Annotated in this window: 19 protein-coding genes, 3 tRNA genes and 1 pseudogene; 11 read left to right on the forward strand and 12 right to left on the reverse strand. The window is 71.8% G+C overall.

Annotated elements, in window-relative coordinates; all coding sequences use genetic code 11:
- Positions 1-89: 89 nt before the first annotated feature.
- Together ACWCPW_RS45180 and ACWCPW_RS45185 are read right to left on the reverse strand one after the other, a co-directional pair.
- Positions 90-261 (reverse strand): annotated as a pseudogene (locus tag ACWCPW_RS45180) (IS630 family transposase); the annotation flags it as partial.
- A 786-nt stretch (positions 262-1,047) separates the two neighbouring features.
- Complete coding sequence (locus ACWCPW_RS45185) at positions 1,048-1,776, reverse strand: TetR/AcrR family transcriptional regulator (RefSeq protein ID WP_449767461.1); 729 nt, start codon at positions 1,774-1,776, stop codon at positions 1,048-1,050.
- Between the two features lie 148 nt (positions 1,777-1,924).
- Between ACWCPW_RS45185 and ACWCPW_RS45190 the strand changes: the two genes are divergently transcribed.
- On the forward strand, positions 1,925-3,562 hold the full coding sequence (locus tag ACWCPW_RS45190) for an MFS transporter (protein WP_449767462.1): 1,638 nt from the start codon (positions 1,925-1,927) through the stop codon (positions 3,560-3,562).
- 136 nt (positions 3,563-3,698) lie between these two features.
- Here the strand turns inward: ACWCPW_RS45190 and ACWCPW_RS45195 are convergent, their stop codons facing one another.
- Positions 3,699-5,210: an MFS transporter gene (locus tag ACWCPW_RS45195; RefSeq protein ID WP_449767463.1), complete on the reverse strand. Its 1,512-nt coding sequence runs from the start codon at positions 5,208-5,210 to the stop codon at positions 3,699-3,701.
- 400 nt (positions 5,211-5,610) lie between these two features.
- Positions 5,611-5,988: a nuclear transport factor 2 family protein gene (locus tag ACWCPW_RS45200; RefSeq protein WP_449767464.1), complete on the reverse strand. Its 378-nt coding sequence runs from the start codon at positions 5,986-5,988 to the stop codon at positions 5,611-5,613.
- A gap of 219 nt (positions 5,989-6,207) precedes the next feature.
- On the opposite strand from ACWCPW_RS45200, the gene ACWCPW_RS45205 reads away from it, so the two are divergent.
- Positions 6,208-9,030: an AAA family ATPase gene (locus tag ACWCPW_RS45205; protein WP_449767465.1), complete on the forward strand. Its 2,823-nt coding sequence runs from the start codon at positions 6,208-6,210 to the stop codon at positions 9,028-9,030.
- Positions 9,031-9,084: 54 nt separating this feature from the next.
- Here the strand turns inward: ACWCPW_RS45205 and ACWCPW_RS45210 are convergent, their stop codons facing one another.
- The gene (locus ACWCPW_RS45210) at positions 9,085-9,870 is read right to left on the reverse strand and encodes a hypothetical protein (protein WP_449767466.1); all 786 of its coding nucleotides are present in this window, start codon (positions 9,868-9,870) and stop codon (positions 9,085-9,087) included.
- Positions 9,871-10,024: 154 nt separating this feature from the next.
- Positions 10,025-10,603 (reverse strand): TIGR03086 family metal-binding protein, encoded by a 579-nt coding sequence (locus ACWCPW_RS45215; RefSeq protein ID WP_449767467.1) that lies wholly within the window; start codon positions 10,601-10,603, stop codon positions 10,025-10,027.
- 93 nt (positions 10,604-10,696) lie between these two features.
- On the opposite strand from ACWCPW_RS45215, the gene ACWCPW_RS45220 reads away from it, so the two are divergent.
- Positions 10,697-11,509 carry an AraC family transcriptional regulator gene (locus ACWCPW_RS45220; protein ID WP_449767468.1) on the forward strand — a complete coding sequence of 271 codons (813 nt, stop codon included), beginning with the start codon at positions 10,697-10,699 and terminating at the stop codon, positions 11,507-11,509.
- A gap of 65 nt (positions 11,510-11,574) precedes the next feature.
- Positions 11,575-12,801: a DUF2786 domain-containing protein gene (locus tag ACWCPW_RS45225; protein WP_449767469.1), complete on the forward strand. Its 1,227-nt coding sequence runs from the start codon at positions 11,575-11,577 to the stop codon at positions 12,799-12,801.
- 86 nt (positions 12,802-12,887) lie between these two features.
- Here the strand turns inward: ACWCPW_RS45225 and ACWCPW_RS45230 are convergent, their stop codons facing one another.
- The 4 genes from ACWCPW_RS45230 to ACWCPW_RS45245 form a co-directional block, all read right to left on the reverse strand.
- Complete coding sequence (locus ACWCPW_RS45230) at positions 12,888-13,442, reverse strand: winged helix-turn-helix transcriptional regulator (protein WP_449767470.1); 555 nt, start codon at positions 13,440-13,442, stop codon at positions 12,888-12,890.
- 99 nt (positions 13,443-13,541) lie between these two features.
- The gene (locus ACWCPW_RS45235; RefSeq protein ID WP_449767471.1) at positions 13,542-15,866 is read right to left on the reverse strand and encodes a DEAD/DEAH box helicase; all 2,325 of its coding nucleotides are present in this window, start codon (positions 15,864-15,866) and stop codon (positions 13,542-13,544) included.
- A gap of 208 nt (positions 15,867-16,074) precedes the next feature.
- A complete protein-coding gene (locus ACWCPW_RS45240) occupies positions 16,075-17,484 on the reverse strand; it encodes a hypothetical protein (RefSeq protein ID WP_449767472.1) in 1,410 nt (469 codons plus the stop codon).
- 137 nt (positions 17,485-17,621) lie between these two features.
- Positions 17,622-17,981 (reverse strand): metallopeptidase family protein, encoded by a 360-nt coding sequence (locus ACWCPW_RS45245; protein ID WP_395864608.1) that lies wholly within the window; start codon positions 17,979-17,981, stop codon positions 17,622-17,624.
- Between the two features lie 151 nt (positions 17,982-18,132).
- On the opposite strand from ACWCPW_RS45245, the gene ACWCPW_RS45250 reads away from it, so the two are divergent.
- The 6 genes from ACWCPW_RS45250 (at position 18,133) to ACWCPW_RS45275 (ending at position 21,391) form a co-directional block, all read left to right on the forward strand.
- A tRNA-Glu gene (locus ACWCPW_RS45250) sits at positions 18,133-18,205 on the forward strand.
- A 106-nt stretch (positions 18,206-18,311) separates the two neighbouring features.
- Positions 18,312-18,386 (forward strand) — tRNA-Asp (locus tag ACWCPW_RS45255).
- A 45-nt stretch (positions 18,387-18,431) separates the two neighbouring features.
- Positions 18,432-18,505 (forward strand) — tRNA-Phe (locus ACWCPW_RS45260).
- 213 nt (positions 18,506-18,718) lie between these two features.
- Positions 18,719-19,447, forward strand: coding sequence for a VIT1/CCC1 transporter family protein (locus ACWCPW_RS45265; protein WP_449767473.1), 729 nt, complete (start codon positions 18,719-18,721; stop codon positions 19,445-19,447).
- A 368-nt stretch (positions 19,448-19,815) separates the two neighbouring features.
- Entirely contained in the window at positions 19,816-20,148 is a 333-nt protein-coding gene (locus ACWCPW_RS45270) for a hypothetical protein (RefSeq protein ID WP_449767474.1), read from the forward strand.
- Between the two features lie 31 nt (positions 20,149-20,179).
- Entirely contained in the window at positions 20,180-21,391 is a 1,212-nt protein-coding gene (locus ACWCPW_RS45275) for a glutathionylspermidine synthase family protein (RefSeq protein ID WP_449767475.1), read from the forward strand.
- Between the two features lie 803 nt (positions 21,392-22,194).
- On the opposite strand, the gene bldC is transcribed toward ACWCPW_RS45275, so the two are convergent.
- Both bldC and ACWCPW_RS45285 read right to left on the reverse strand, forming a co-directional pair.
- Positions 22,195-22,401, reverse strand: a complete 207-nt coding sequence (gene bldC / locus ACWCPW_RS45280; protein WP_020555617.1) for a developmental transcriptional regulator BldC — start codon at positions 22,399-22,401, stop codon at positions 22,195-22,197.
- Positions 22,402-22,935: 534 nt separating this feature from the next.
- Positions 22,936-23,817, reverse strand: a complete 882-nt coding sequence (locus ACWCPW_RS45285; RefSeq protein WP_449767476.1) for a hypothetical protein — start codon at positions 23,815-23,817, stop codon at positions 22,936-22,938.
- Positions 23,818-23,964: 147 nt separating this feature from the next.
- Between ACWCPW_RS45285 and ACWCPW_RS45290 the strand changes: the two genes are divergently transcribed.
- A complete protein-coding gene (locus tag ACWCPW_RS45290) occupies positions 23,965-25,065 on the forward strand; it encodes a Leu/Phe/Val dehydrogenase (RefSeq protein ID WP_449767503.1) in 1,101 nt (366 codons plus the stop codon).
- Positions 25,066-25,137: the final 72 nt, after the last annotated feature.

Here is a 25,137-nt window from a genome sequence, read left to right on the forward strand (position 1 = left end):
CAGGCTGCCACAGCTCGCGGTCGCAGACCCGGAATATCGGCTGGGCCCAGTTGACGGGGCACGGGGCGCCAGTGCTTACGGGACAGCCCTTAGTGTGCTGCGCCAAGAATTCTGGCGATATATTTCGCGAGTGAATCAAGGATTTCGTCGACGGTCTTCGTCCAGACGAACGGTCTCGGGTCCTCGTTGCGCGTCTGGATCCGTGCGGATGTCGGCTTCGAGGGCCTGGACGGATCTGTGGGCGCCACGGCGGATGAGTTTGACATACGAGATGAGTGCGATTTGGCCGCGTTCGGCAGTCTCCCTTGCGTAGGCCAGAACAAAGTCGAAGTCCACATCCTGGCTGGACAGATGTACGGCGCGCGGTCAAGCTCGCGAATCGCATGCTGGCTCAGCATTGGAGAGATGGCCGAATGTCCGGCAGCGCCAGGACGCCGACCCAGGCAATCCGCCATTGTCGAACGAGGGGCCTACGACCAGGCACGGACGCTTCCCGGAGGCTCTGAATGCGTGAGCGATGCGTGAGCGGAGGTGCTCACGCATCGCATCACGAGGCGGTATCAGCGGGACGCAGTGGTGTGCAAATCCGGACAGAAATGCACACCGCTACCCGCCCCAACACCCGCTACCACCACCGCTGTCTAGCTTTTAATCCGCGGGTTCAGGGTTCGATCCCCTGACGGCCCACCGCGCAATACCGCTCCACCGCTGATCAGGACCGGCTTGATGGCCCCCGCCTCGGATAGCGCCGGCGGGCCGCGAGCACATGGTGAACACATCGCCGGCGATCTCGCGGTTCGCCGTCTCGGCTTCGGCCCACTTCTTCGGGACGTACGCGGCGCCATCCCCGTCGGCCGGGGAGAAGCGTTGCCGGACGTTCGCGGCCGGCCGCGCGGGCGTGGCGGTCCTCGGTCCGAAGGGGGCCGGCAACTCCGCGGCCATCCGCGCACTTTCGGGTACGGCTGCCGCGCTCTTACCGACGGCGCGGTGGGGTCTGGGAGACCCCATTCGGCGACGTCCGGCTCTCCGGCGCGCCCGGCGTTCGGCCTATCGCGTGGTCCGGGGCGGGGTCAGGCCCAGGGAGCGGATCAGGTCGTGGATTTCGGTGCGGTAGATGCGGCCCGGGTCGGTGGTCTGGCCGCGCAGGTGGCCGTAGATCTCCAGGGACACCAGGCCGTGCAGCCGGCCCCACACCCGAAGGGCGAGGGCGACCGCGGTCGGTGGCAGGTCGGGGAACTCGGCGCGGATCAGGCCGACCAGCGTCGGGTCGAAGTCGGGCCAGTCGTACGCGTCCTCGGACTGCAACGCCTCGGCGGACGGCCACGCGGCGGCGACCAGACCGGTGAGCCCGGCGCAGGCCCGGTGTCCCGCCTCGGACGCGGCCCCGCCGACCGGTGCCTGGTAGCCCGGTACGGGATCGCCGTAGATCAGTCGGAAGCCCTCCGGGTTGGCCAACGACCACTCCCGGAACGCCCGCGCCCAGGCCAGCATCCGGCCCGCCGCGTCCTCCACCGGCACCCGGTCCCGAGCCGCTTCCGCGGCCTCCACCAGGGACAGGTAGATCTCGCTGATCAGCACGCTCACCAGGTCGTCCCGGGTCGCGTAGTAGCCGTAGATCGCGTTCGCCGTCATGCCCATCTCCCGGGCGATCGCGCGCAGCGTGATCGCGCCGGGACCGCCCTCGGCCAGCAGCTCGAGCGCGATCGTCTTGATCTCGCGGGCGGTCTCCGCCCGTAGCCGGGCCCGGCGGGTCGGCGTGCGTTCATCCATGGCCATGACCGAACTCTACAGCGTTGCGATACTGCTCGACGTGCTGTAACTATACGGCGTGCAGTAAATGCACGCCGCATAGTCAAGATCACTCGGATCACTCGGATCACTCGGATCACACAGAACGCTCGGATCGCACAGAACGGCTCTCGCTGTGCCTGTTTCCCCTGCCCCGAACACCTCCGCACAAAGCGCCGCCACTCGTGGCGCCTCCGCCCGAGACACCTCCGCCCGCGACGCCCCGGCCAGGGGCACTCCCACCGCGTGGTCCCTGGCCGTACTCGCGGCCGCGCAGTTCGTGGTCGCCCTCGACTACAACATCGTGTACGTCGCCCTTCCCGACATCGGCGCCGGACTGGGCTTCGGCGCCCAGTCGTTGCAGTGGGTGGTCAGCTCCTACGCGGTGACCTTCGGCGGCCTGCTCCTGCTCGGCGGTCGGCTCGTCGATCGGCTGGGCGCGCGTCGGATGTTCCTGCTCGGCCTGGCGCTGTTCGGCCTGGCCTGCCTCGCGGGCGGCCTCGCCGGCAACCCCGGCACCCTGCTGGCTGCCCGCGCGGTCCAGGGCGTCGGCGCCGCGATGCTCGCCCCCGCGACGCTGTCCCTGATCAACACCGGCTTCGCGGAAGGGCGCGAGCGCACCCGGGCGCTGTCCGTCTGGTCCGCCGCCGGCAGCGCGGGCCTCGCCGCCGGCGCCCTCCTCGGCGGCGTCCTCACCGAACTCGGCGGCTGGCGCTGGGTGATGTTCGTGATGGTCCCGGCCGCCGCGGCCATCCTGAGTGCCGCCCCGCGCACCCTCGGACCGAAGACACCGAAGACACCGAAGACACCCAAGTCACCCAAAGATTCCAAGGACTCCAAGGAACCCAAGGAACCCAAGGAACCCAACGCACCGACCCACCAGCCCGCCGGCCTGGACGTCCCCGGCGTACTGCTCGCCACCGCCGGCTCCACCCTGCTCGTCTTCGGCCTGGTCAGCGGGCCGGAAGCGGGCTGGGCCTCACTCCGCGGCGCGGGCGCGATCGTCCTGGGCGCCGTCCTGCTCGGCGCGTTCCTGCTCGTCGAGCAACGCACCCGCGACCCGCTCGTACCGCTCCGCCTGTTCGGCAACCGCAGCCTGGCCGTCGCGATGGCCGTGATCCTGGTGTTCCAGAGCGGGCTCGGCGGCGCCTACTACGTGTTCACCACCTATCTCCAGAACGGCCTGGGCTACAGCGCACTGCGCACCGGCCTCGCCTTCGTCCCGGTGACCGTGCTGTCGGTGTTCGCCGGCATGCGGCTCGGCCCCGCCCTGATCGGCCGCCGGGGCCTGCGAACCACCCTGTTCGTAGGGATGCTCGGCAACGGCCTGGGCATCGGCGCCCTCGCCCTCGGCATGTCGAGCGACGGCGCGTTCGTGGCGCTGCTCCCGGGCATCCTGATCTGGGGCATCGGCGGCGGCGTCACCTTCACCGCGATGTTCGTCACCGCGGCCTCCGGCGTGGACGCCCGCGAACAGGGCATCGCGTCCGCCCTGGCCACCACCGCCCAGCAACTCGGCGGCGCGGCCGGGCTCGCCGTACTGATCGCCGTGGCCAACGCGCACCTCGACCCGAGCGCCGGCCCGGCCTCCCCCGCCGACCTCATCGACGGCCTACGCACCGCCGGCCTCGTCGCGGGCGCGGCAGCCGTACTCGGCGCCTTCCTGGCCTTCACCCTCAAGCGCCCCCCGAACCCCGAACCCCGAACCGACACTGGCACCGCCGGGATCGACACCGAAGCCGGCCGAACCCAGCCAAGCCAAAACACCGACTGAACCAGCCGAACCGAGACAACCGCAGCCCAACTCACCCACAAACCCCGAGAACGACAAACGCGATGGGCCCCGACCACCCGGCCGGGGCCCATCGCGTCTCACACGGTCGTACTCACCTCACACCGTCGTACCCACCTCACACCGCAACCGCCACCTTCACCGGCTCGTCGGCCGCCTCGTCGGCGTCCACCGACTCGGCCCCATCCGCCCCGGCCCGCGCCCGCCGGCTCGGCAGCAGTTGCACCAGCACCGCGACCACCGCGCAGAACGCGGTCAGCAGCCACAGGCCGTTCACGAACGCGTCCCCGAAGGTGTCCGCCGTCGGCGCGTCACCCAGCGTGTCGTAGAAGACGATGCCCACCAGGGCCACTCCCAGCGCGCCGCCCACCTGCTGTGCCGTGGACAGCAGCCCCGCCGCCGAACCCACGTGCCGGGCCCGAATCCCGGACAACACCGTCTCCGCCATCGGCCCCATCACCAGGCCCATCCCGAATCCGGCCAGCGCCAGTCCCGGAATCAGCGCCAACGTCGCGTCGGTGTTCGCCAGCGTCTCCACGAGCACCACGTGCCCGACACCCTGGACCGAGGCGCCCGCCGCCAGCACCTGTCGGCCGAGCTTGGCCGCGATCTGCCCCGAGACCGCCGAGGACAGGAAGTACCCGACGCCCAGGGCGATGAACAGCAGCCCGGAGTCGAGCGCCGACATCCCGTGACCCATCTGCAGGTACAGCGCCAGGATCAGGAAGAACGCCGCGTTCACCAGGCCGTACACCAGCGCCATCGTGATGCCGACCGAGAACGACCGCTCACGGAAGAGCACCAGGTCCACCAGCGGCGCACCGCCCTTCGACGCCAGGCCGCGCTGATACAGCGTGAACGCGCCGAGGAGCAGCGGAGCGACGCCCAGCGACAGCCAGGTCCACAGCGGCCAGCCCTGCTCGCGTCCCTGGACCAACGGGAGCACCACCGCGACCAGACCGAGCGTGATCAGCGCCGTACCGACCAGGTCGAGCCGGGTGCCGCCGCCCTCGCCACGGCTTTCCGGTACCAGCTTCGGCGTCAGCGCCAGTGCGACCAGTCCGACCGGGACGTTGATCCAGTAGATGCTGCGCCAGTCGAGCCCGAACAGGTCGACCTGGATCAGCGCGCCGCCGATCAACTGACCGAAGACCCCCGCGAAGCCCATGGCGAGCCCGTACGCGGTGAACGCCTTGACCCGCTGCCCGCCGACGTACAGCACGTTGATGAGGCCCAACACCTGCGGCATCAGCAGGGCCGCCGCCGCACCCTGGACCACCCGGGCGGCGATCAGCGTCTCCGCGTTGCCGGCCAGCCCGCAGCCCGCCGAGGCGAGGGTGAACAACCCCAGTCCGACCGCGAACATCCGCCGTCTGCCGTAGATGTCCCCGAGTCGACCGGCCGTGATCAGCCCGGCGGCGACCGCGAGTCCGAAGCCCGCGACCACCCATTGGATCGCGGCGGGTGTCGCGTGCAGGTCCTCCTGCGTGGCCGGGATCGCGACGTTGACGATGAAGAAGTCCAGCGTGGTGATGAAGATCCCGGCGAGCAGGACCAACAGTGCGCCCCACGACTGCCGGGGCGTCGGTGCCTCTGCTTCGGGAGCGAGGGCCGTCGTGGTGGCGGACATGAGTGTTCCTTTCGGTTCATACGAGCGCCGATCGGCGCGGGACGAGGCAGGTAGGAAGCGGCGACGCACGCGGCGAGACGCGTCCGACACGCGAAGAGAAGAGATGCAGCAGCGCCCGAGAAGCCGAGATCCTGAGATCCCGGGAGGCCGGGAGGGCCGAGAACGGCCGGGAAGGCCGGGAAATTTGCGAGGCCGCGCATCGAGACACCGCGAGGACACCGGGGGGCCGGGCACTGCCTCGCCCCGGCCCCGGGTCCATCCAGCGGATACGGCACCGACACGCACGGCGTCGGAATCAACACGAACGAGGGGTCGACAAGGGCTCGACGAGGGAGCGGCAGGGGCTCGACGCCGGCCCGACGAGGGCACCCGAGGGCGCACCCGAGACCTCAGCGAACGATCACAACCCCGCCGGAACCTTGTCCAGGAAGCCGCTCACCCGAGCGATCCGACCGTCCGCGGCGATCTGGATCACGTCGAAGCCGACCACGATGGCCTCCTCGCCCGCCGGGCCGAGGTTCCACGTGAAACGCGCCAGGTCGTGGTGCCCCTCGACCGGACCACCGAGGCTGAACACCAGGCCGGCGAACTGCCCCTGTACCGCGCCCAGCGTCGCGTCGATCGCGTCGTGGCCCTCGGCCACCACCAGCGGGTCGACGTACACCGCGTCCTCGGTGTAAACCGCCTCGACCAGCTTGTGGCGGGCGGTCGGGTCGGCCTCGTTCCAGGTGGCGATGTAGCGCTCGGCCAGGGCGGTGAAGTCGATGTTCGTGGTCATGGTGACCGTCCTTGTGCTTCCTCCGGGCTTCCGGCCGTTCCGGCGAGCTCCGTTGGACATGAACCTACGGAGCCCCGTACCGACGGGAATCAGTCCCGCATAGGTACTTTGGCGTCGGGGGATCCGCAGGTGGCATCTGTACCGGATCGGTACCGCGTCGGTACCGCGCCGGTACGAGACACGAGATACGAGATCGGCAGACACGGGGGACGGCAAGGCATGTTGTACGGCAGAGACTCCGAGCTGACGACCATCGAACAACTGCTCGCGGACGCCGAGAAGGGCCGCAGCGGCGTGCTCGTCGTGCGCGGTGAGCCCGGCATCGGCAAGACCGCCCTCCTGGATCACGTGGTCGCCGGCACGAGCCTGCGCACCATCCGGGGCACCGGCGTCGAATACGAGGCCGAACTCCCCTACGCCGGACTCAGCCTGCTGCTCCGCCCGGCGCTTTCGCACCTGGACCGCCTGCCCGACCCGCAACGACACGCCCTGGAGGCCGCGTTCGGGCTGGCCGTGGGCGAGCGCTCGGAACCGATGTTCGTCGGCCTGGCGGTGTTGTCGCTGCTGTCCGAGTACGCCGGTGACGGCCCGCTCCTGTGCGTCGTCGACGACGCGCAGTGGCTGGATCGGGCTTCCAAGGACGCGCTCGTGTTCGCCGCCCGACGGCTGTACGCCGAGGGCATCGCGCTGATCTTCGCCGCACGCGACGACCGCCACGCGTTCCCCGTCCCGGGTCTGCCCGAGCTGCACCTGACCGCACTGCGGGCCGAACACGCGAGCGAGCTGTTGGCCGGCCAGGCCGGGGAATTGTCCGCCACCGCCCGCTACCGGGTGCTCGCCGAGGCCCAGGGCAACCCGCTCGCACTGATCGAACTGCCGGTCGCGCTCGCCGGCGAACGGCCGGGCGACACCCTGCGCCCGGGCGCGCTGCCGCTCACCAGTCGGCTGCAGATCGCCTTCCACGGCCAGGTCACCCGGCTCGACGAGCGAACCGGGATGTTGTTGCTGCTGGCCGCGAACGACGACTCCGGCGAACTGGGCGTCCTGCTCCGGGCCGGCGCCGAGTTCGGCGCCGGCCCCACCGATCTGGCCGCCGCGGAGGAGGCGGCGCTGATCGTGGTCGACGACGACCGGCTGCGCTTTCGGCACCCGCTGATCCGGGCGGCGGTCCAGCAGCGCGCGCCGATCGACCGCCGGCTCGCCGCTCACCGCGCGCTGGCCGCCGCGTTCGACGCGCCCGATCACGCGGACCGTCGGGCCTGGCACCTGGCCGCCGCCGCGACCGGCGTCGACGAGCTGGCCGCCGCCGCCCTGGAGAGCACCGGCGAACGCGCCCGCGAACGCAGCGGCCACCTCGCCGCCGCGCTGGCCTACGAGAAGGCCGCGCGCCTGACCGAGGACGTCGAGGCGCGCACCCGCCGGCTCGTGCTGGCCGCCGAGGCCGCGTCCGAGGCGGGCGAGTTGGACCGCGCCCGTACGTTCGCCGAGCGGGCCCAGGCCGGCGCGACCGACGACGCGATCCGGGCCCGGTTGCTGCACGTACGCGCCCTGTCCGATTTCTGGCAGGGCGCGTTCGCCGGCGCGCACGAACTGCTGCACCGAGGCGCCGAGCTGACCGCCGTGACCCACCCGGAGCGCGCGGCGCGCATGCTGCTCCAGGCGATGCACACCGCGTGGTACCTGGGCGAGGAGCAAGTGCGGTCCACGGTACGGGCGTTGGCCGCCCTGGAACTGCCGCCGACGGCCTCCGTGACCCCGGTCGCCCACTTCATCATCGCCGCCTTCCCACCGAACGCGGACACGAACGCGAACACGAACGCGAACGAGGACACCGGGCACCCGGAATCCGCCCGCCCCGAATCCGAGCGCCCCGGATCCGAACCCGCCGATCCCGAGCGCCCCGAACTCGGCGACCTCGTCCGAGTCGCCCACCGAACCGGCAACGACGAGCTCCGCGACCTGCTGCTCGCCTGCGGCGTCGGACTGACCCTCGGTCAGGACGTGCACGCGCACGACATCGCGGCGATGTTCGCCACCGAGAGCCGGCTGCACGGCGGGATCGGTCGGCTGCCGACGATCCTGTTCTTCGTGGCCGAGGCCGAGGTCTTCGAGAGCCGGCACACCGACGCGCTGGCCACCGCGTCCGAGGCGCTGCGGATCGCGCAGGACAGCGGGCAGCAGCAGTGGATCAGTCAGTTCGAGAGCGTGCTGGCCTACCTGGCGGGCGTGTCCGGCGACGAGGAGGCCGCCCACCGGCACGCCGACGCGGCGCTGGCCGGCGGCGTGGGCAGCGCGATGCCGGCCGGCGCGCCGTGGTCGGCGTGGGCGCTGGGACTGCTCGATCTGGGTCTGGGCCGGCCCGAATCGGCGCTGAACCGGCTGGAGCGGCTCACCCGGGAGCCGATGCGTCATCACATCTGCGCGACCCGTTCGATTCCCGATCTGGTCGAGGCCGCCGTCCGGTTCGGCGCCCCCGAGCGCGCGCACGAACCGCTGGCCCGCTTCGAGCGGTGGGCCCGCCGCGCCGACCAACGCTGGGCCCACGCGCTGGTGCTGCGCTGCCACGCGCTGCTGGCCGGCGACGACGCGGCCGAGGAGCTCTGGCTCGCCGCGCTGGCCCGGCACGAGAGCGAGCGCCGGCCGCTGGAGCGGGCCCGGACCGGGCTGCTGTACGGCGAATGGCTGCGCCGGATGCGCCGCAAGACCGACGCGCGCGACCGGCTGCGCATCGCCCTGGAGGAGTTCGACCGCCTAAACGCCCGGTCCTGGGCGGAGCGCGCCCGCACCGAACTGGGCGCGATCGGCGGCAGCGCGACGCCACAGGGTCCCCGCCCCGCCGGCGTGCTCGCGCTGCTCACCCCGCAGGAGTTGCAGATCACCCGGCTCGCCGCGCAGGGATTGTCCAACCGGGACATCGCGGCCCAGTTGTTCCTGAGCCCGCGCACCGTCGGCCACCACCTCTACAAGGCCTATCCCAAGCTCGGCATCGTCTCGCGCACCGAACTGTCCGCGATCCCCGAACTGGCGGGCCGCCCCGGCTGACCGCGACCCGCGACCGCCGCCGCCCGGACCGCCGCCCGCCCGCCCCGCTCGTGCTCAGCCGACGGCGTCGGCCCGAGCGTGCCGGTCCCACCCCGTCGCGACCTGCCGCAGCACCGGGTGCTCGGCCCCGCCCCCGGCGCGGATGTGCTCGTACACGGCGCGCAGCACCTCCGCGCCCTCCGCCGCCCACAACCGTTCCGCGGCCCGGGTCAGGGTGAAGTGGAACCACGCGAAGTTGATCGCACCGTGCTCGAAGGAGCGCTCCATGTCCGCGAGTTCGCGCACCGGGGTGACCTGGACCGGCAGGTCGTCCACGGTCGAGGTGAAGGCCCGCAGGGCCGGCAACAGCTCCGGCTCCACCTCGTGCGCGTAGCCGACCATCGCGAGGTTCGCGTGCAATTCGGCGATCCACATGCCCGGATACCCGGGCCAGACCTGGTCCTGGAAGAGGTGGGTGAGCTCGTGCACCGCCACCAGGTCGAAGTACGGGCGCAGCGCGGGCGGTTCCCCGTACACGGCACGCACCGTCCGGGCCGTCTCGGCGCCCAGGTGCGGCCGGATCGCGGCGAACAGCTCGGTGCCGAACCAGCCGTCGTCGGCGGCCACCCGCAGGTGGTCCCGCGCGCCCTGCGGCGTGCCGTACAGCGGCACCGTCGCCACGCTGTCCCAGTCCGCCGCGTTCGCCACGGACAACCGTATTCGGGGTGCGAAGCCCAGCCGTTCGCCCAGCCACGCGGCGGCGCGATCCACCCGCCCCGCGACGAACTCGGCCCGCTCCCGCGCGCCCGGACTGAATCGGACCGTACAACCGAAACCGTCGAGTGTCGCCAACGCTGCCACGCATGCCTCCGAGTGGGTTCGGCGGCCACCATAGGCACAGCCGTCCCGCTCCCGCTCGGCTCCCCGTCCGCGACGATCCCGACCACCGGCCGCGCCGGGCAGGCCGTCGTGGTCGGGCCGGCGAGGTCGGGCCGGCGAGGTCGGGCCGGCGAGGTCAGGCCTTCCAGCGCGGATCCCGGCCGGACGCGCCGAGCGCGCGCTCGAACGCGCTCGCGTCCTGGGGGACGGCCACCGGCTCGGCGAAGCCGGCGTACTCGCGATACATCTGCGCGTACGTGGCCACGATGCCCTCGATCGCCTCGCCCAGCTCCGCCGACGCGCGATAGTCCTGGCCGGTCGCCCGCGCCACGTCCCAACCGTGCAGCACCGACTCCAAGAGCAGCATCGCGGCGATCTCCGTCGCGGGCATCGTGCCACCGCCGCCGAAGTCGATCTCGCCCTCCCACACCCGCGGATCGGCCCATGCCGCGACCGCGCGACCCAGTTGCGCGGCGTACGCGTCGGCCCAGTCGGGCTCGGCGACGAAGTCGCGTGTGGTCATCTCCTCCGGCAGCGTCGTGCGCAGCGCCCGGTGCTCCATGCCGTGCGAGGTGAACACGACCCAGTGGTTGATCAGCGCCCGGGTGTCGTACCCGCCGCACGGCGTCGGCCCGGCCTCGGGCTCGGGCGGGACACCGTGGGCGATCCGGTCCGCCTCGGCGGCGGCTTCGACGAAGAGGTGGTGAAAATTCATGGATCCGACGCTATGCGACCTGCGGAAACCGGTCTTGAACAAACGCGACGGGGCACGACATGCGGTGTCACCGGCGCCGGCTACGGTGGAGACATGACACTTCCCGATCGCCCTCGCGGGGTGCTGCGCGCAGCCGTCGGACCGGGCAATTGGGACGTGAGCCGGTACGAGCCGGCCCCCGACCTGGCGCCCTTCGTCGACTACCACTGGATCGTGCGCTGGGATCTGCGCGGTCGGGCGCCCTTCAAGCAGAAGGTGCTCTCGCACCCCAACGTGCACGTGGTCTTCGAGCAGCCGTACCCGGCCGTGTACGGCGTGGTGCGGGACGTGTTCGAGCGCGAGCTGATCGGGGCCGGCCACGTGTTCGGCATCCGGTTCCGCGCGGGCGGCTTCCGGTCCGTGCTGGGCGGTCCGGTGGCGGCGCTGACCGATCGGGTGCTGCCCGCGGTCGACCTGTTCGGCCCGACCGTCGCGGAGGTCGGAGAGCGCGTGCTCGGCACCGCCGCCGAGGCCGACCGGGTCGTCCTGGCCGAGTCCTGGCTGCGCGGCGTGCTGTCCGGGCCGGCCCAGGCGCCGCCCGACCTCGACCCCGCGGTGGCCGAGGTCGCCACGATCGTCGAGCGCATCACCACGAACCCGAACCTGTTCCGGGTCGACGACCTGGCCGAGGAGGTCGGCGTCCCGGTCCGCCGCCTCCAGCGCCTGTTCGCCGAGTACGTCGGGGTCGGCCCCAAGTGGGTGCTCCGCCGGGCGCGGCTCCAGGAGGTCGCCGAGCGGGCCGAGCACGGCACCGGGATCGACTGGGCCGCGCTCGCGGCCGATCTGGGCTACGCCGACCAGGCCCACCTGACCCGCGATTTCACCGCCGCCGTGGGCACCGCACCGGGCCGCTACACCCGCACCTGAGCACCCGCGCGCGGCGGCCGACCGGGCCCGAATCGTTCGCGCGCGGACAATGCAATCCTTGACGGGTGCCCACCACGCTCGTCGAAACCCGATTCCACGCCGTCCTGAGCGCGTCCGACGACGCCTTGGAGGACACGATCGACCTCGGCGCGTCCCTGCTCGCGGCCTCCGCCGGCGACTGGCCGGACATCTCGCGCGCCGTGCTCGCCCTGTACGAGCGCGTCGCCGACGGCTGCTGGCGGCGCGGCTGGCAACCCGCCGACGTGGTCCGCGCGGTCACCCGCGAGCTGGGCGAGCGGCACGCCCCGCTCGCCGCCGACGTGGTCGCCGCGCAGGCCCGCAGCCACCCGGGCACCGGCCGCCGCTGGACCGCCCAACTGCGCGATCTGGACGCGACCACCCCGTGGTGGAGCTCGGACGACGCCTACCTCGCCGAACTCGGCGCCCGGGAGAATCTGGACCGCTTCGGCACCGCCGCGCGCGTGCTCGAACTGCTCCGCTGCGTCGCCCGGCTGCCCGCCATCGAGCCGCTCGCCGCCGCGTCCTTCCAGGAGCCGGCCCGCAAGCAGCCCGCCACCGGCGAACCCCGCCAACTGGGCCGGGTGCGCGCTCTGCTCGCCAAGGCCGAGTCGAGCGAATTTCCGGAGGAGGCCGAGGCGTTCACCGCCAAGGCGCAGGAGCTGATGACCCGGCATCGGATCGACGAGGCGCTGCTGGGCGCGCAGGAGGGTTCGCGGCATGCCCCCGCCGCGTGCCGAATCGGCGTGGACAACCCGTACGAGGGCTCCAAGGCGCTGCTGCTCGACGCGGTCGCCGACGCCAACGGCTGCCAGGCGATCTGGTCGAGCTCGCTGGGCTTCTCCACCGTGGTCGGCTTCGACTCCGACCTGGACGCGGTCGAACTGCTCTACACCTCGCTCCTGGTGCAGGCCACCGCCGCGATGAACCGGGCCGGCTCGCGCTACCACGAGTCCGGCCGTTCGCGCCGGACCAAGACCTTCCGCCAGTCGTTCCTGATCGCCTACGCCGACCGGATCCGCGAGCGGCTGACCGCCGCGAAGGAGGAGGCCGAGGCGAGCGCGGACCGGGCCGCCGAGAACCGCCTGCTGCCGGTCCTGGCCGCGCGCGACGTCGCGGTCCAGGAGACCACCGAGCGGATGTTCCCGACCAAGACCACACACCGTCTGCGCGGCCGCGACGCGGACGGATGGCGACACGGCCAGGCCGCCGCCGACCGGGCCGAACTGGGCCTGCGGGACAAGCTGGACCGCGGCGAACCGGCCCGCCCGTAACCGGCGGACACCCCCGGTCACCGCCACGCCCTCGCATCGCGGCCGGGACCCGAGCAGGCCCGCGACCAGGACAACCCGCGCGGCCACTACATCCCCGGCAACCAGGTCCCCCGTTGCGCCGGCACGGCCGACGCGGGCGCGGGCGCCCCGCAACGCCCCTCGGCCACCGCCCGATGCGCCTGACGCGCCGTCATGCCCGGTCCCGCCAACGGCTCGACGTCCTCCAGGTGGAGCGGGTCGCCACACACCGAGCAGATCACGGCGGCCTGCGCCTCGTGGCCCTCCAAGCCGCCGTGCCGATAGACCACCGGCGGCCCGGTCTCGTCCGCCAGCCAGGTGTCGCCCCAGTGCCCGATCGCCGCCAGCACCGGAAAGAAGTCGCGCCCCTTGGCGGTCAGCACGTACTCGTGTCGGGGCCGCCGCTCCTCGTACGGAACCCGGTCGAGCAGGCCCTCCTCGACCAGTCGGTTCAGCCGCTGCGCCAGCACGTTGCGGCCGATCCCCAGATTCTCCTGGAGATCCTCGAACCGCCGGACCCCGTAGGACGCCTCACGCAACACGAGCGGCGTCCACCCGTCGCCGAACAACTCGAGGACGCGCGCGATGGAGCACGGCCAGCTTCCGAACGAGGTCCGCTTCATGTCGCCACATTACTGAGCGGGACGGGATCGATACGCGATCGATCCCGCCCCGCTCAGTGTTTTTGACTACACGTCAGTTACAGCTCGGTCACCCGACGCTCACGCGTCGCGCTTCCAGCGCGGCTTGCGGTCGCCCGCCGGGCCACCGGCCGGACGGTCGTAGTGACCGTCCCGACGCGGGGCACGGTCGTGCGAACGCTCGCCGCCGTAGGACGGGCGGTCGTTGTAGGCCGGCCGGTCGTTGTTGTACGTCGGACGGTCGCCGCGCGGGGCGCGGTCGTTGCCGTAGCCGGGACGGTCACCGGTGCGCGGCGCGCGGTCCCCGTAGGAGGGACGGTCGCCCCGGTAGCCGCCCTCGCGCCGGTCGCCGCCGTAGGAGGGACGCTCGCCGGTACGCGGCGCGCGGTCCCCGTACGAGGGACGGTCGCCGCCACGCGGGGCACGGTCGCCGTAGGACGGCCGGTCACCCGTGCGCGGGGCGCGGTCGCCGCTGTTGTAGGCCGGACGGTCGTTGTACGCGGGACGGTCGCCACGCGGGCCGCGGTCGCCCGACGGACGGTCGCCCCGGTAGCCACCCTCGCGCCGCTCGCCGCCGCCGTAGGACGGGCGGTCGCCGGCACGCGGGGCACGGTCGCCGTAGGACGGCCGGTCGCCACGCGGCGCGCCGCCACGGCGGTCGCCGCCGCGGTCGCCGCCGTACGGCGGACGGTCGCTGCCGCGGTCACGGTCGCCCCGGTAGCCACCCTCGCGCCGGTCGCCGCCGCGGTCGCCGCGGTCCGCACGCTCGTAGCGCTCGGTCCGCACCGGCGCGTCGCCGTTCTTGGCCGCCTCGGCCAGCTCGGCGGCCTTGCGGCGCAGCTCGGCGGCCTCGGCCTTGAGCTCGATGATCCGACCCGCGAGGCGCTCCGCCTCGGCCTCGGCCTCGACCGCGGCGTCCGCCACGGACTGCGCCTTGACCTCGGACAGCGTGCGCGCGCCGGTCAGCTTGCGCATCTCCGGGTCGTTGGAGCCCTGCACCCGAAGGCGGGTCGGCTCGACGCCGGCGTCCTCCATCAGGCGGTCCACCGTGCGGCGCTGGTGCGGCAGCGCGAGCGTGACCACCGCACCGGCCTCGCCGGCCCGCGCGGTACGACCCGCGCGGTGCAGGTAGTCCTTCGAGTCGGCGGCCGGGTCCACGTGCAGGACCAGGTCGATGCCGTCGACGTGGATGCCGCGGGCGGCGACGTCGGTGGCGACCAGGACCGGCGTGCGGCCCTCCTTGTACTCGGCCAGGGTGCGGGTACGCGCGCCCTGGGTCATCCCGCCGTGCAGAGCCTCGGCGCGCACGCCGGCCTCGCGCAGTTGCTGCGCGACGCGGTCGGCGCCGAACTTGGTCCGCACGAAGATCATCGTGCGCCCGCGGCGGGCCGCGATGGCCGCCGTGACGTACGTCTTGTCCTTCGGCTGCACGACCAGCACGTGGTGCGACATGGTGGTGACCGAGGACGCGTGCGGGTCCACCGAGTGGGTGACCGGGTTGTCCAGGTACTTGCGGACGATCGCGTCCACGCCCTTGTCCAGCGTCGCGGAGAACAACATCCGCTGGCCGCCGGCCGGGATCAGGTCGAGCAGCGCGGTGACCTCGGGCAGGAAGCCCATGTCCGCCATCTGGTCGGCCTCGTCGAGGATGGTGATCTCGACGTTGTCCAGCACGGCCGAACCGCGGTCGACCAGGTCCTGGAGCCGACCGGGGGTGGCGACCAGGATCTCCACGCCGCGCTCCAGCGCGAAGATCTGCTTCGGCATCGACATGCCGCCGGTGACCGTCTTCATCCGCAGGTCCAGGATGCGACCGTACGGCTCCAGCGCGTCGTGCACCTGCATCGCGAGCTCACGCGTGGGCGTGAGGATCAGCGCGAGGGGGCGACGGGCCCGCGCCTTGCGACCCGACAGGCGGGTCAGCATCGGCAGACCGAAGCCCAGCGTCTTGCCGGAACCGGTGCGGCCGCGGCCGAGGATGTCCTTGCCGGCCATCGCGTCCGGCAGCGTCGCGGCCTGGATCGGGAACGGGTGGGTCACGCCGCGGCGCGCGAGCGCGTCCACGACGTCCTTGTGCAGACCGAACTCGGCGAAGCTGGGGCCGGTCGGTTCGGGCTTGGCCTCGACCTCGTCCGAGGCGTCGTCCGCCTCGTCGAGCCCGGCCTCGTCGGCGGCGTCGTCCTCGACGCTCGCGTCGACATCCGTGTCGGTGTCGTCGTCGGTGTTCGCATCGGCGTCCGTCGCGGCCTCGTCCTGCGCCGCGAACTCGGTGTCGCCGTCGGTGGTGTCGTCGTTCTCGACGACCTCGGGAGTGATCTCGGTAATCTCCGCGGCGACCTCGGTCACCTCGGCTGCCTGCGCACCCGCCACACCCTCCTGCACCTCGGCACCTTCGGTACCGGGCATGGGCGTAGCAGTGTCATTGGCATAGGGGGGCATGCAAAACCTTCCGGATGCGGCCCGTCTCGAAGGTCCGCAGCCGAAATGTGGTCGCACGAGAAAGCGACACTTCTGCGGAGCACCAGAACGAGCCTACGAGGCGCCGCGACTCATGGCGGCGCCTGGATATGGGCAAAGCGATTCACCAGCGTACCCGATCACTGCGCGTCCATGCCTATCGGGTGCGTTCGTACTCCACCCGCAGGCGTGCGTCCTCGTGAACGACGAGCAGCCTCGGACGCTGCCACGACCAGTGCTCGGGGAGCAGGAACAGCGTCCCCGGGACACGGCGCAACAAGCGCAGTCCGGTGTACCGGTAACGATAGGAAGCACCGATTTCTTCCTCGACCGCGATGCCGTCGTCCGAGCGCATCCGCAGATCCTGCACCGAGTACAGCACCACGCCCGTCCGCCCGGGCAGTTGCCGCGCGACGGCCTCGCCCGCGTCGCGCCCGGACACCTTCGCGTACGCCCCCGAGGCCCAGAACAGGCACAACACCACGGCGGCGGCGACGAGCAGCGCCGACGGCGACCACGGCCGGGCCCCGGCCCCGGGACCGCGCCGGTGCGCGCCGATCCGCCGAGACAGCAGCACCCCGTACGCGCACACCAACAGCCCCGCCGCGAGCGCGCACGGCAACAACAGCGGCCACCACTGCGTGCCGCGGGCCGGCCACCGATACACCGCGACCCAGGTCGCACCGGGCACCGCGAACCACCCGCAGCGCAGCGCCCACGTGCACCACGCGGCGATCCGCCGGTGTCGGCGCAGCCACACCAGCAGCCGAGGATGCGCCACCCGGGCCGCGAGCAGACCCGCGACGGCCACGAGCAGCGGCCGGTACAGCGCGCGCAGGCCGTCCGCGAGGTACTCCCGGGCCGGCGTGTCCAGCACGCTCTCGTCGAACCCGAGATAGGCGGACCGGGCCGAGGCGCGGGCCCAGCCGAAGTAGTGGAGCAGCCCGGCGAGCACGAGCGCGGGCACCACGACGACGGCGGCGAACTCCCAACCGATACTTGCCGATCGACCCTCCGAAGCACCCTTCGCGACCTCGGTGCGCGCGGTCTCGGCGGCCCGGTGGGCCCGGTGCGCGGACCTGCGCCGCCCGGTCGCCCGCCGGTCCCGCGACGCCGAGCCGTGTTCCACGGCGGCGGCCCGCGGCGCGGCCGGTTCGCCGAACCACCGGGTGAGCATCGAGACCGGTTCGCCGTGGCAGACCCGGGCCAACTCGGCGGTGAGCTCGCCGGTCGTCCGGAACGGGGCGAACTCACCCGCCGGTGGCACGACTTGGTCGACCCGCCCGGCCGGCCGCGCGAACCGCGGGTCGGACCCGACGGACCCGCTCGAGTCCGCCTCCTCGACGTCGCCGCCCGCCTCCCGCGGCCGCGGCTCCGGGCTCCCCCACGCCTCGCCCGCGACCGGTTCGTACGCCTCCGGGCCCGCCGACCGGCGCCAATCGCCCTCGCGAGCGCGCGGCACGGCCGAGTCGTGCTCGCCCACACGGGTCAACGATCCGGTTCCGGGAAACTCCGGCTCATCGTCGACGAAGTCCGGCACCGGCCCGATGTCCCCCTGCGTGGTCACCGCTTCAGCATGGGCACGGGAAAAGTCCCACTCCAATTTCGGAGCACCGCCCGTCACCCGTTCGGCCGCAGCGCGTGAGGGCACGAAGGGAGCGCACGCGATCCGGGGCCGGCCCCGCCCGGTGCGCCGACGAGCGCTCAGCCGTACCCGTGCTCGTGCAACCACTCGTCGCCGATCCCGAAGTGGTGCGCGACCTCGTGCACGACGGTCACCTCCACCTCCTCGACGACGTGTTCGTACGTCTCGCAGATCCGCAGGATGGGGTTGCGGTAGATGGTGATCCGGTCGGGCAGCACACCCGCGTACCAGTCACCACGCTCGGTGAGCGGGATGCCCTCGTAGAGGCCGAGCAGGTTGGTCCCGTGTTCGCCGTCGGGGGCCGGTTCGTCCTCGACGAAGATCGCCACGTTGTCCATGAGCTTGGTCAGCTCAGGCGGGATCCGGTCCAGGGCCTCGGCCACCAGTTCCTCGAACTCCTCGCGCGACATCTCCAGCACACCCCCCATTCTGCGGCCTCCGCGCCCACGCCAGGGGGTGCGTGCGCGGGCCCGCGCAGGCCCCCGGTTATCTGTTTTGCAAGCGCCGCCGAAAACCCCGTATAGTTCGGGACGTCCCCGACGGCAACAAGACGCCGGACACGGCCAACAAGCCCCCATCGTCTAGTGGCCTAGGACGTCGCCCTTTCAAGGCGGTAGCACGGGTTCGAATCCCGTTGGGGGCACGCAGCAAACCCCCTCGGGGGCCGCAACAAGCCGGACAGCCAGTACGGTAGGGTTCAACACGAAACACCGCGAGGGAAACCCGGGAAGCCGGGTGGAGATCGTAGAGGTCCTGTGGAGCAGTTTGGAGTGCTCGTCACCCTGTCAAGGTGAAGGCCGCGGGTTCAAATCCCGTCAGGACCGCAAGATGGAAAGATCGGGGCGCCGAAAGGCGCCCTGATCCATCGAGGCCAGGTAGCTCAGTTGGTACGAGCGTCCGACTGAAAATCGGAAGGTCGGCGGTTCGACCCCGCCCCTGGCCACCGCAGCCGGAGACACCGACGCCCCAGACGGAATCCCGTCCGGGGCGTTCTTGCGTGTGCGGGTGGACGGCCGGAGCCCCGACCCGGCCACGACGATCCGACCGCGACGACCGGGCCGCGACGATCCGGCCCCACTGACCCGCCCGGGTTCCGCCCCAGCCCCGCGCCCGTGTCCACGCCGCCCGCGCGGGACTTCGTCGTGATACTTCGTTCATGAGCGCCGCGGACGATCCCGACCGGATGCCCACCCATCCCCCGCACGACGAGGCGATGGGGACCCGGCTGAACTGGCTGCGGGCGGCGGTGCTGGGCGCCAACGACGGGATCGTGTCCACGGCGGGCCTGGTGGTCGGGGTCGCCGGAGCCACCGACGAGCGCGCGCAGTTGCTCACCGCGGGGCTGGCCGGACTGCTCGCCGGGTCGATGTCGATGGCCGCCGGCGAATACGTCTCGGTGAGCACCCAGCGCGACGCGGAGCGGGCCGCGCTGATCCAGGAGCGCCGCGAGCTGACCGACGAACCCGAGGCCGAACTCAACGAGTTGACCGGCCTGTACGAACAGCAGGGACTCACCGGGCGGCTCGCGCGCGAGGTGGCCGAACAGCTCACCGCGCACGACGCGCTCGCCGCGCACGCCCAGGTCGAGCTCAAGATCGATCCGAACGAACTGACCAACCCGTGGCATGCGGCCGGCGCCAGCTTCCTGGCCTTCACGGTCGGCGCGCTGCTGCCGCTGCTGGCGATCGTGCTGCCGCCCGCCTCGGCCCGACTGCCGATCACGGTGGCCGCCGTCCTGGTCGCCCTGGTGTTGTGCGGGTGGAGCGGTGCCCGGCTGGGCGGTGCGCCGCCGGCCCGCGCGATCGTGCGCACCACCGCGGGCGGGGCGCTGGCGATGGCGGTCACCTACGCGGTGGGCAGCCTGCTCGGCGCGACCGGGATCTGACCCCGACCGTCGCGGGTCGAGACCGGTCGAGTGGCGACACCGGATCGCCGAGCCCGCACGTGGAGCGTCGGCGCCTCCGCTCCACGGTGCAAAGCGGTCCGCACCCGCGTCCCGCCGCGTCGAACGCACGGACGCCGCGGGGATCGGACATCACCGGCACCGATCGACAAATCACCCCGGCCAGGTCGAGGACTTCCCCGGTTTCCCCCTCCCGGGGCCACCGTTGGCCCGCAGGTCTCGGTACGGTCCTCGGAGTCGGTCCACACCGGACCGTCACCGGCAGCCCTTCGAGCGGAGGACCCGTGGCCACCCCATCTCGCGCCACCAGGCTCGTGTCGTCAGGCTCGCGTCCGCAACGGAAGGGCGGCGTGAAGTCGACGGCGGTCGCGGCGACCCTGACCCTGACCCTGGCCGGCGCACTCACCGCGTGCGGGAGCGGCGGCGGCAAGAGCTCGGCCAAGAGCGGCTACGCCGAGGTCTGCGCGGACCGGACGCACAACGTGCGCGTCGACGACTTCCGCTGCCTGGGCCGCACCGACCCGGGTCTGTCCTGGTACTACGTCCCGCATTCGTGCGGACAGACGCTCACCCCGACCAGGGGTATGACGTTCGTCTCCGGGCAGGGATCCTTCGATCGCCCGCGCAAGGGCAAGATCGAACGTGGCGGCTTCGGCTCGTGCCCGTCGAAGAGTTCAAGCTGACGCGGTGTCACATCCGGGGAGGGCCTGAGCCATGCGTCGTATACCCAGCACGCCTCGACCGGGCTGGAAGCCACTCGTCGAGTCGCAGGGGCTGCTCTACGCGGCCTGGGAGGACGACGACGGCACGGAGGTGCCGTACTGGCACGAGGAGGCGTACTACGAGCTGACCCTCGACGAGGTCGACCGGCTCGAGGACGTCACCGAGGAACTGCACGAGATGTCCGTGGCCGCCGCCCGGCACGTGATCGAACGCGGTGACCTGACCGCGTTCGGCCTGCCCGACGAGGCCCGCGACTACCTGCGGATCACCCTGGAGGAGGAACACCCGAGCGTCTACGGGCGGTTCGACCTCGCGTGGGGCGGCGACGGGCGCGCGGCCAAGCTGCTCGAGTACAACGCGGACACCCCCACCGCGCTGATCGAGGCCTCGCTGGTCCAGTGGTACTGGCTGCGCGACCGCTTCCCCGAGCGCGACCAGTGGAACAGCCTGCACGAGCGGCTCGTGCGCGCGTGGGGTCGGATCAAGCCCTACCTGCGCTCGGAGACGATGCACTTCGCGCACGTGGAGGGCACCGAGGACGAGGAGGAGTGGCTGCACACCGCCTACCTCCGGGACACCGCGACCGAGGCCGGGCTGACCACGATCGGCCTGGAGGTCGCCGAGATCGGCTGGGACAGCGAGCGGCTGCGCTTCGTGGACCTGGAGGAGCGGGGCATCGACACGATGTTCATGCTCTATCCGTGGGAGGACATGCTCGCCGAGCCGTTCGGGAAGCACCTGATCAGCCACCCCCGGTCGTGCCTGTTCATCGAACCGGCGTGGAAGGCGATCCTGTCCAACAAGGCGCTGCTCGCGGTGCTGTGGGAGCTGTATCCCGGCCACCCGAACCTGCTGCCCGCCTTCCTGGACTCGCCGCGCGGGATGGAGTCCTACGTGGCCAAGCCGCTGCACGGGCGCGAGGGCGACGCGATCCGGATCGTCACGCCCGACGGCGAGCACGTGCAGCCCGCCGAGGCGTACGGCGACGAGGGCTGGTGCTTCCAGGAGTACGTGCCGCTGCCCGACTTCGACGGCAACAAGCCCGTACTCGGCGCGTGGGTGGTGGACGGGAAGTCCGCCGGAGTCGGCATCCGCGAGTCCAGCGGTCCGGTCACCGACGGGTACGCCCGCTTCCTGCCGCACGTGATCGACGGCCCGGCGCCGGACGAGGACACCCGGCTCGCCTGGCTCGACGAGGACTGACCGGGCACGGCGCGCGCACGCGCCCTCCGGGCCCGGTCACCTTGTTGCACACAGTCACGAAGGCCGGCGATTCGGCGGGATCCCGATCGTGGCGGATCGGCCCGGATCCTCACTCAGCGTGTTCGATCGGCGATTTCGGGCCGGGTCCGTCGAATCCACCCGCACCCCGTGCGGATCGGGTCCCCGGACGCCGCTCGGGCTCGGACCGCGCATCCGCCGAGCCGACGCCGCGACCGACCCGCGACCGCCCCGCCGCGGCCCGGTACCCCGCGGGATCGCCACCGGCCCCGTGACGTCCGCGGAGCCCCGGGCACCGAGCGGCGGACGCACCGGCGGGCGGACCCGGCAGACCACCCCTCGACCGGCTCCCCGCCGGAGAGGTTCGAACCACTGCCGCGAGCGGCCGGGCGGAGCACCCCCGCAGCCGACGTGTGACCAAGGTCACTGTTTTGAACGGCGATGGTTTTCATCGGCGGCCGGAAATCGACCGCGCATTCTATGTGATATTTTACTGGCCGCCGTCGGGAATCCCGGATCGAAACGGCCGAGCGAGGCCCTCCGAAGCCCCCGGCCGACCCGGATCCGATCGCGCCGCGGCCCCGGCACACCTCCCGGAGCGGCAGCGAACCGGCGTCCCGCCCACTCCCACCCGCTCCCACCTCCTGCGACCGTTCGGACGCGGAGTGGGACTCACAGGCGACTCACAGGCGCCGCGGGGCACTTCCGGGCGCACAAAAGAGTGCTGCACCGGACCCGGCGGGATCCGGTGCAGCACTCAGGGGAAAAGCTTTTCGACGCAGCCCTCAGGCTTCGCTGCGCTGCTGCGGAATGCCCGCGAGCAGGGCGCGGACCTCCACCTCGCGGTAGCGACGGTGTCCGCCGAGCGTGCGGATCGACGTGAGCTTGCCGGCCTTGGCCCAGCGCGTCACCGTCTTGGGGTCGACGCGGAACATGCTGGCAACCTCGGCCGGCGTCAGCAGCGGCTCGGCATCAGGCGTACGAGCGGTCATGAGCGGCCTCCTCGGGAGAACCGAACCAACACGGTTCTTTCTTCAAATTCTGCACCTTGACCCACGATGTCCTAAATAGTTCACGAGGGCCAAGTCGGTTATAGGACGAACGGCTTGTCCTTCACAGTACAAGTACACCATCCGCCGCACCCGGTTGGTCAAACCGCCGGAATTGGCATCCCAGGGTTCAAGCCACGCGATCCCGAAGGACCAGGCATAGCGGACAGTCACCCGACTGTGACGATGAGTCACTCGAGCCCGAACGACCCCTCGTGTCCACCCCGTCCCACCAGCAACGAAGTATCCCCGATGACTCGACCCGGCCAGACCGACTACATCTGGTTTGTCCTTTTCATCATATACGAACCATTCGCTGGCGTATGCACCCTGTTGTGAGTCGATCTCCGTCAACCTGGAGGGCTGGGAGTCCCACAACTCGAACCAGCAGGTTGAGAGGCTTTCAGATCACAGGGTGACTGAACACGAAAGAGTGACGACGGTCACGCCGAAACTTCACGAAATGCGGACGCTTGCTCAGCTCGCGTGCTCCAGAGCACGTACCGATTGCCAACGCTCCGTAATCCTGCGGTAGGCGGCCGATGCTCGCGCTCCGTCACCGGAACCCAGTGCGGCGATGCCCTCCGCGACGTCCGCGACCGAGTTCTCGGCGGCCGGATCGCCCGACCCGAGCAGCCGCACCAGACCGCCGTAGTCCAGTTCGACCAGCGCGCGCGGATGGAACTCCTCCAGCCAGCGACCCACGCTCTCCAGACCGGTGATCAGCGCGCCGTCCTCGACCGTCTCGCGCAGCACCTTCAGCGCCCTGGCCACCCGCCGCCGGGCCTGCACCATCGGCGTCCGGTAGTAGAGCTCGCCCGGTCCCGCCGCCGCGCCCTCGGCCGCGGGCACCAGGACCCGCTCGTCCGGCGCGAACAGCACGAACCAGCGCACCGGGACGTGCCACGTGCTGCTGTGGATGTGCGGCTGCACGTCGGGATGCGTGGACTTCCAGCGCTCGTGCTCGACGTGCGCCTGGTCGATCACCAAGCGCGGCCAGAACACGTCCAGCACCGCCGCCGGATACTCCCGGCGCAACTCGGCCAGCGCCGTCCAGCAGCGCAGCCGGGTCTGCCGCGGGCAGATCACCGTGACGCCGTCCAGGACGTGCACGTACGCGTCCTCGCTCTCGTGCGGCGGCGCGATCACCGGAGGGGTGGCCAGGAGGTTCTCCAGGCCGCTCCGGTGCTCCTGCGCGGTCAGCCCGGCGGGCGAGGGCGCCTCGGGCGACGCGGAGGGGCCTGCGGGCCGTGTGGCGGCGTAGGCGGCCCACCGCTCGCGTTCCGGTTCGGGAAACGCGGCAAGCGGCTCGTACACCCGCAGGTACGCCGCGTAGGGGGCAACCACCGAAGTCCGCACGAGGGAATCTTGGCACGTCGGGCAGGCCCCGACGTGGAGAAGGTCCAACCCGGTGATCCGCACGGGTTCTAGGCTTGAACCGCCGCGCGGATCCGCGCGGCGCCAACGTCACCACGATCCCATGGAGTCACCACAGTGACCGACAGGATGGAAGGCCCCGACGGCACGACGTCGGGCCTGGTGTTCGGCAGGTCGACCGGCCACGAACAGGTCGTCTTCTGCCAGGACCGCGCGAGCGGCCTGCGCGCGATCATCGCGATCTACTCCAGTGCCCTGGGACCCGCCCTCGGCGGCACCAGGTTCCACCCCTACGAGAGCGAGGCGGAGGCCGTCGCGGACGTCCTCAACCTCTCCCGCGGCATGGCCTACAAGAACGCCCTCGCCGGACTCGACCACGGCGGCGGCAAGGCCGTGATCATCGGCGACCCGACCCGGGACAAGACCGAGGTGCTGCTGCGGGCCTACGGCCGCTTCGTCCAGTCCCTGGGCGGTCGCTACATCACCGCGTGCGACGTGGGCACCTACGTCGACGACATGGACGTGGTCGCCAAGGAGTGCGCCTACGTCACCGGTCGCTCCCCCGAGAACGGCGGCGCGGGCGACTCGTCCGTGCTGACCGCGTACGGGGTCTTCCAGGGCATGCTGGCGTCCGCCGAGCACCGCTGGGGCAGCCCGACGCTGCGCGGGCGCCGGGTGGGCGTGGCGGGTGTCGGGAAGGTCGGCCGGCATCTGGTCGGGCACCTGCTCGCGGACGGCGCCTCGGTGGTGATAACCGACGTCGACGAGCGCGCGGTGGCGCGGGTGCGGCACGAGCATCCCGAGGTGGACTTCGTGGCCGACACCGACACCCTGATCCGGATCCCGGACCTGGACGTGTACGCGCCCTGCGCGCTCGGCGGCGCGCTCGACGACGTCACCGTCCCGGTGCTGACCGCGGCCGTGGTGTGCGGCGCGGCCAACAACCAACTGGCGCACGCGGGCATCGAGAAGGCGCTCGCCGAGCGCGGCGTGCTCTACGCGCCGGACTACGTGGTGAACTCCGGCGGGGTGATCCAGGTGGCCGACGAGCGGCACGGGTTCGACTTCGAGCGGGCCAAGCGCAAGGCCGGCGGCATCCGCGCGACCACCGCGAAGATCTTCGCGCTGGCCGACGAGGAGGGCGTGCCACCGGCCGTGGCGGCGGACAGATTGGCCGAGCGGCGCATGGCGGATGTGGGCCGCCTGCGTGACATCTACCTCCAAACCTGACCGACACGGTATCGTCAGACCCGGCAAAGGACCCCAGATCAGGCCCCTGACCAGCCGGAACGGCAGAGCCCG

Source organism: Embleya sp. NPDC001921, from assembly GCF_053594475.1.

What these genes read in the sequence shown, in the direction of transcription:
- ACWCPW_RS45185 (WP_449767461.1), bottom strand. Translation starts at nt 1,776, where the DNA reads ATGGCCATGGATGAACGCACGCCGACCCGCCGGGCCCGGCTACGGGCG.
- ACWCPW_RS45195 (WP_449767463.1), bottom strand. Translation starts at nt 5,210, where the DNA reads ATGTCCGCCACCACGACGGCCCTCGCTCCCGAAGCAGAGGCACCGACG.
- ACWCPW_RS45200 (WP_449767464.1), bottom strand. Translation starts at nt 5,988, where the DNA reads ATGACCACGAACATCGACTTCACCGCCCTGGCCGAGCGCTACATCGCC.
- ACWCPW_RS45205 (WP_449767465.1), top strand. Translation starts at nt 6,208, where the DNA reads ATGTTGTACGGCAGAGACTCCGAGCTGACGACCATCGAACAACTGCTC.
- ACWCPW_RS45215 (WP_449767467.1), bottom strand. Translation starts at nt 10,603, where the DNA reads ATGAATTTTCACCACCTCTTCGTCGAAGCCGCCGCCGAGGCGGACCGG.
- ACWCPW_RS45220 (WP_449767468.1), top strand. Translation starts at nt 10,697, where the DNA reads ATGACACTTCCCGATCGCCCTCGCGGGGTGCTGCGCGCAGCCGTCGGA.
- ACWCPW_RS45230 (WP_449767470.1), bottom strand. Translation starts at nt 13,442, where the DNA reads ATGAAGCGGACCTCGTTCGGAAGCTGGCCGTGCTCCATCGCGCGCGTC.
- ACWCPW_RS45235 (WP_449767471.1), bottom strand. Translation starts at nt 15,866, where the DNA reads ATGCCCGGTACCGAAGGTGCCGAGGTGCAGGAGGGTGTGGCGGGTGCG.
- ACWCPW_RS45265 (WP_449767473.1), top strand. Translation starts at nt 18,719, where the DNA reads ATGAGCGCCGCGGACGATCCCGACCGGATGCCCACCCATCCCCCGCAC.
- ACWCPW_RS45275 (WP_449767475.1), top strand. Translation starts at nt 20,180, where the DNA reads ATGCGTCGTATACCCAGCACGCCTCGACCGGGCTGGAAGCCACTCGTC.
- bldC (WP_020555617.1), bottom strand. Translation starts at nt 22,401, where the DNA reads ATGACCGCTCGTACGCCTGATGCCGAGCCGCTGCTGACGCCGGCCGAG.
- ACWCPW_RS45290 (WP_449767503.1), top strand. Translation starts at nt 23,965, where the DNA reads ATGGAAGGCCCCGACGGCACGACGTCGGGCCTGGTGTTCGGCAGGTCG.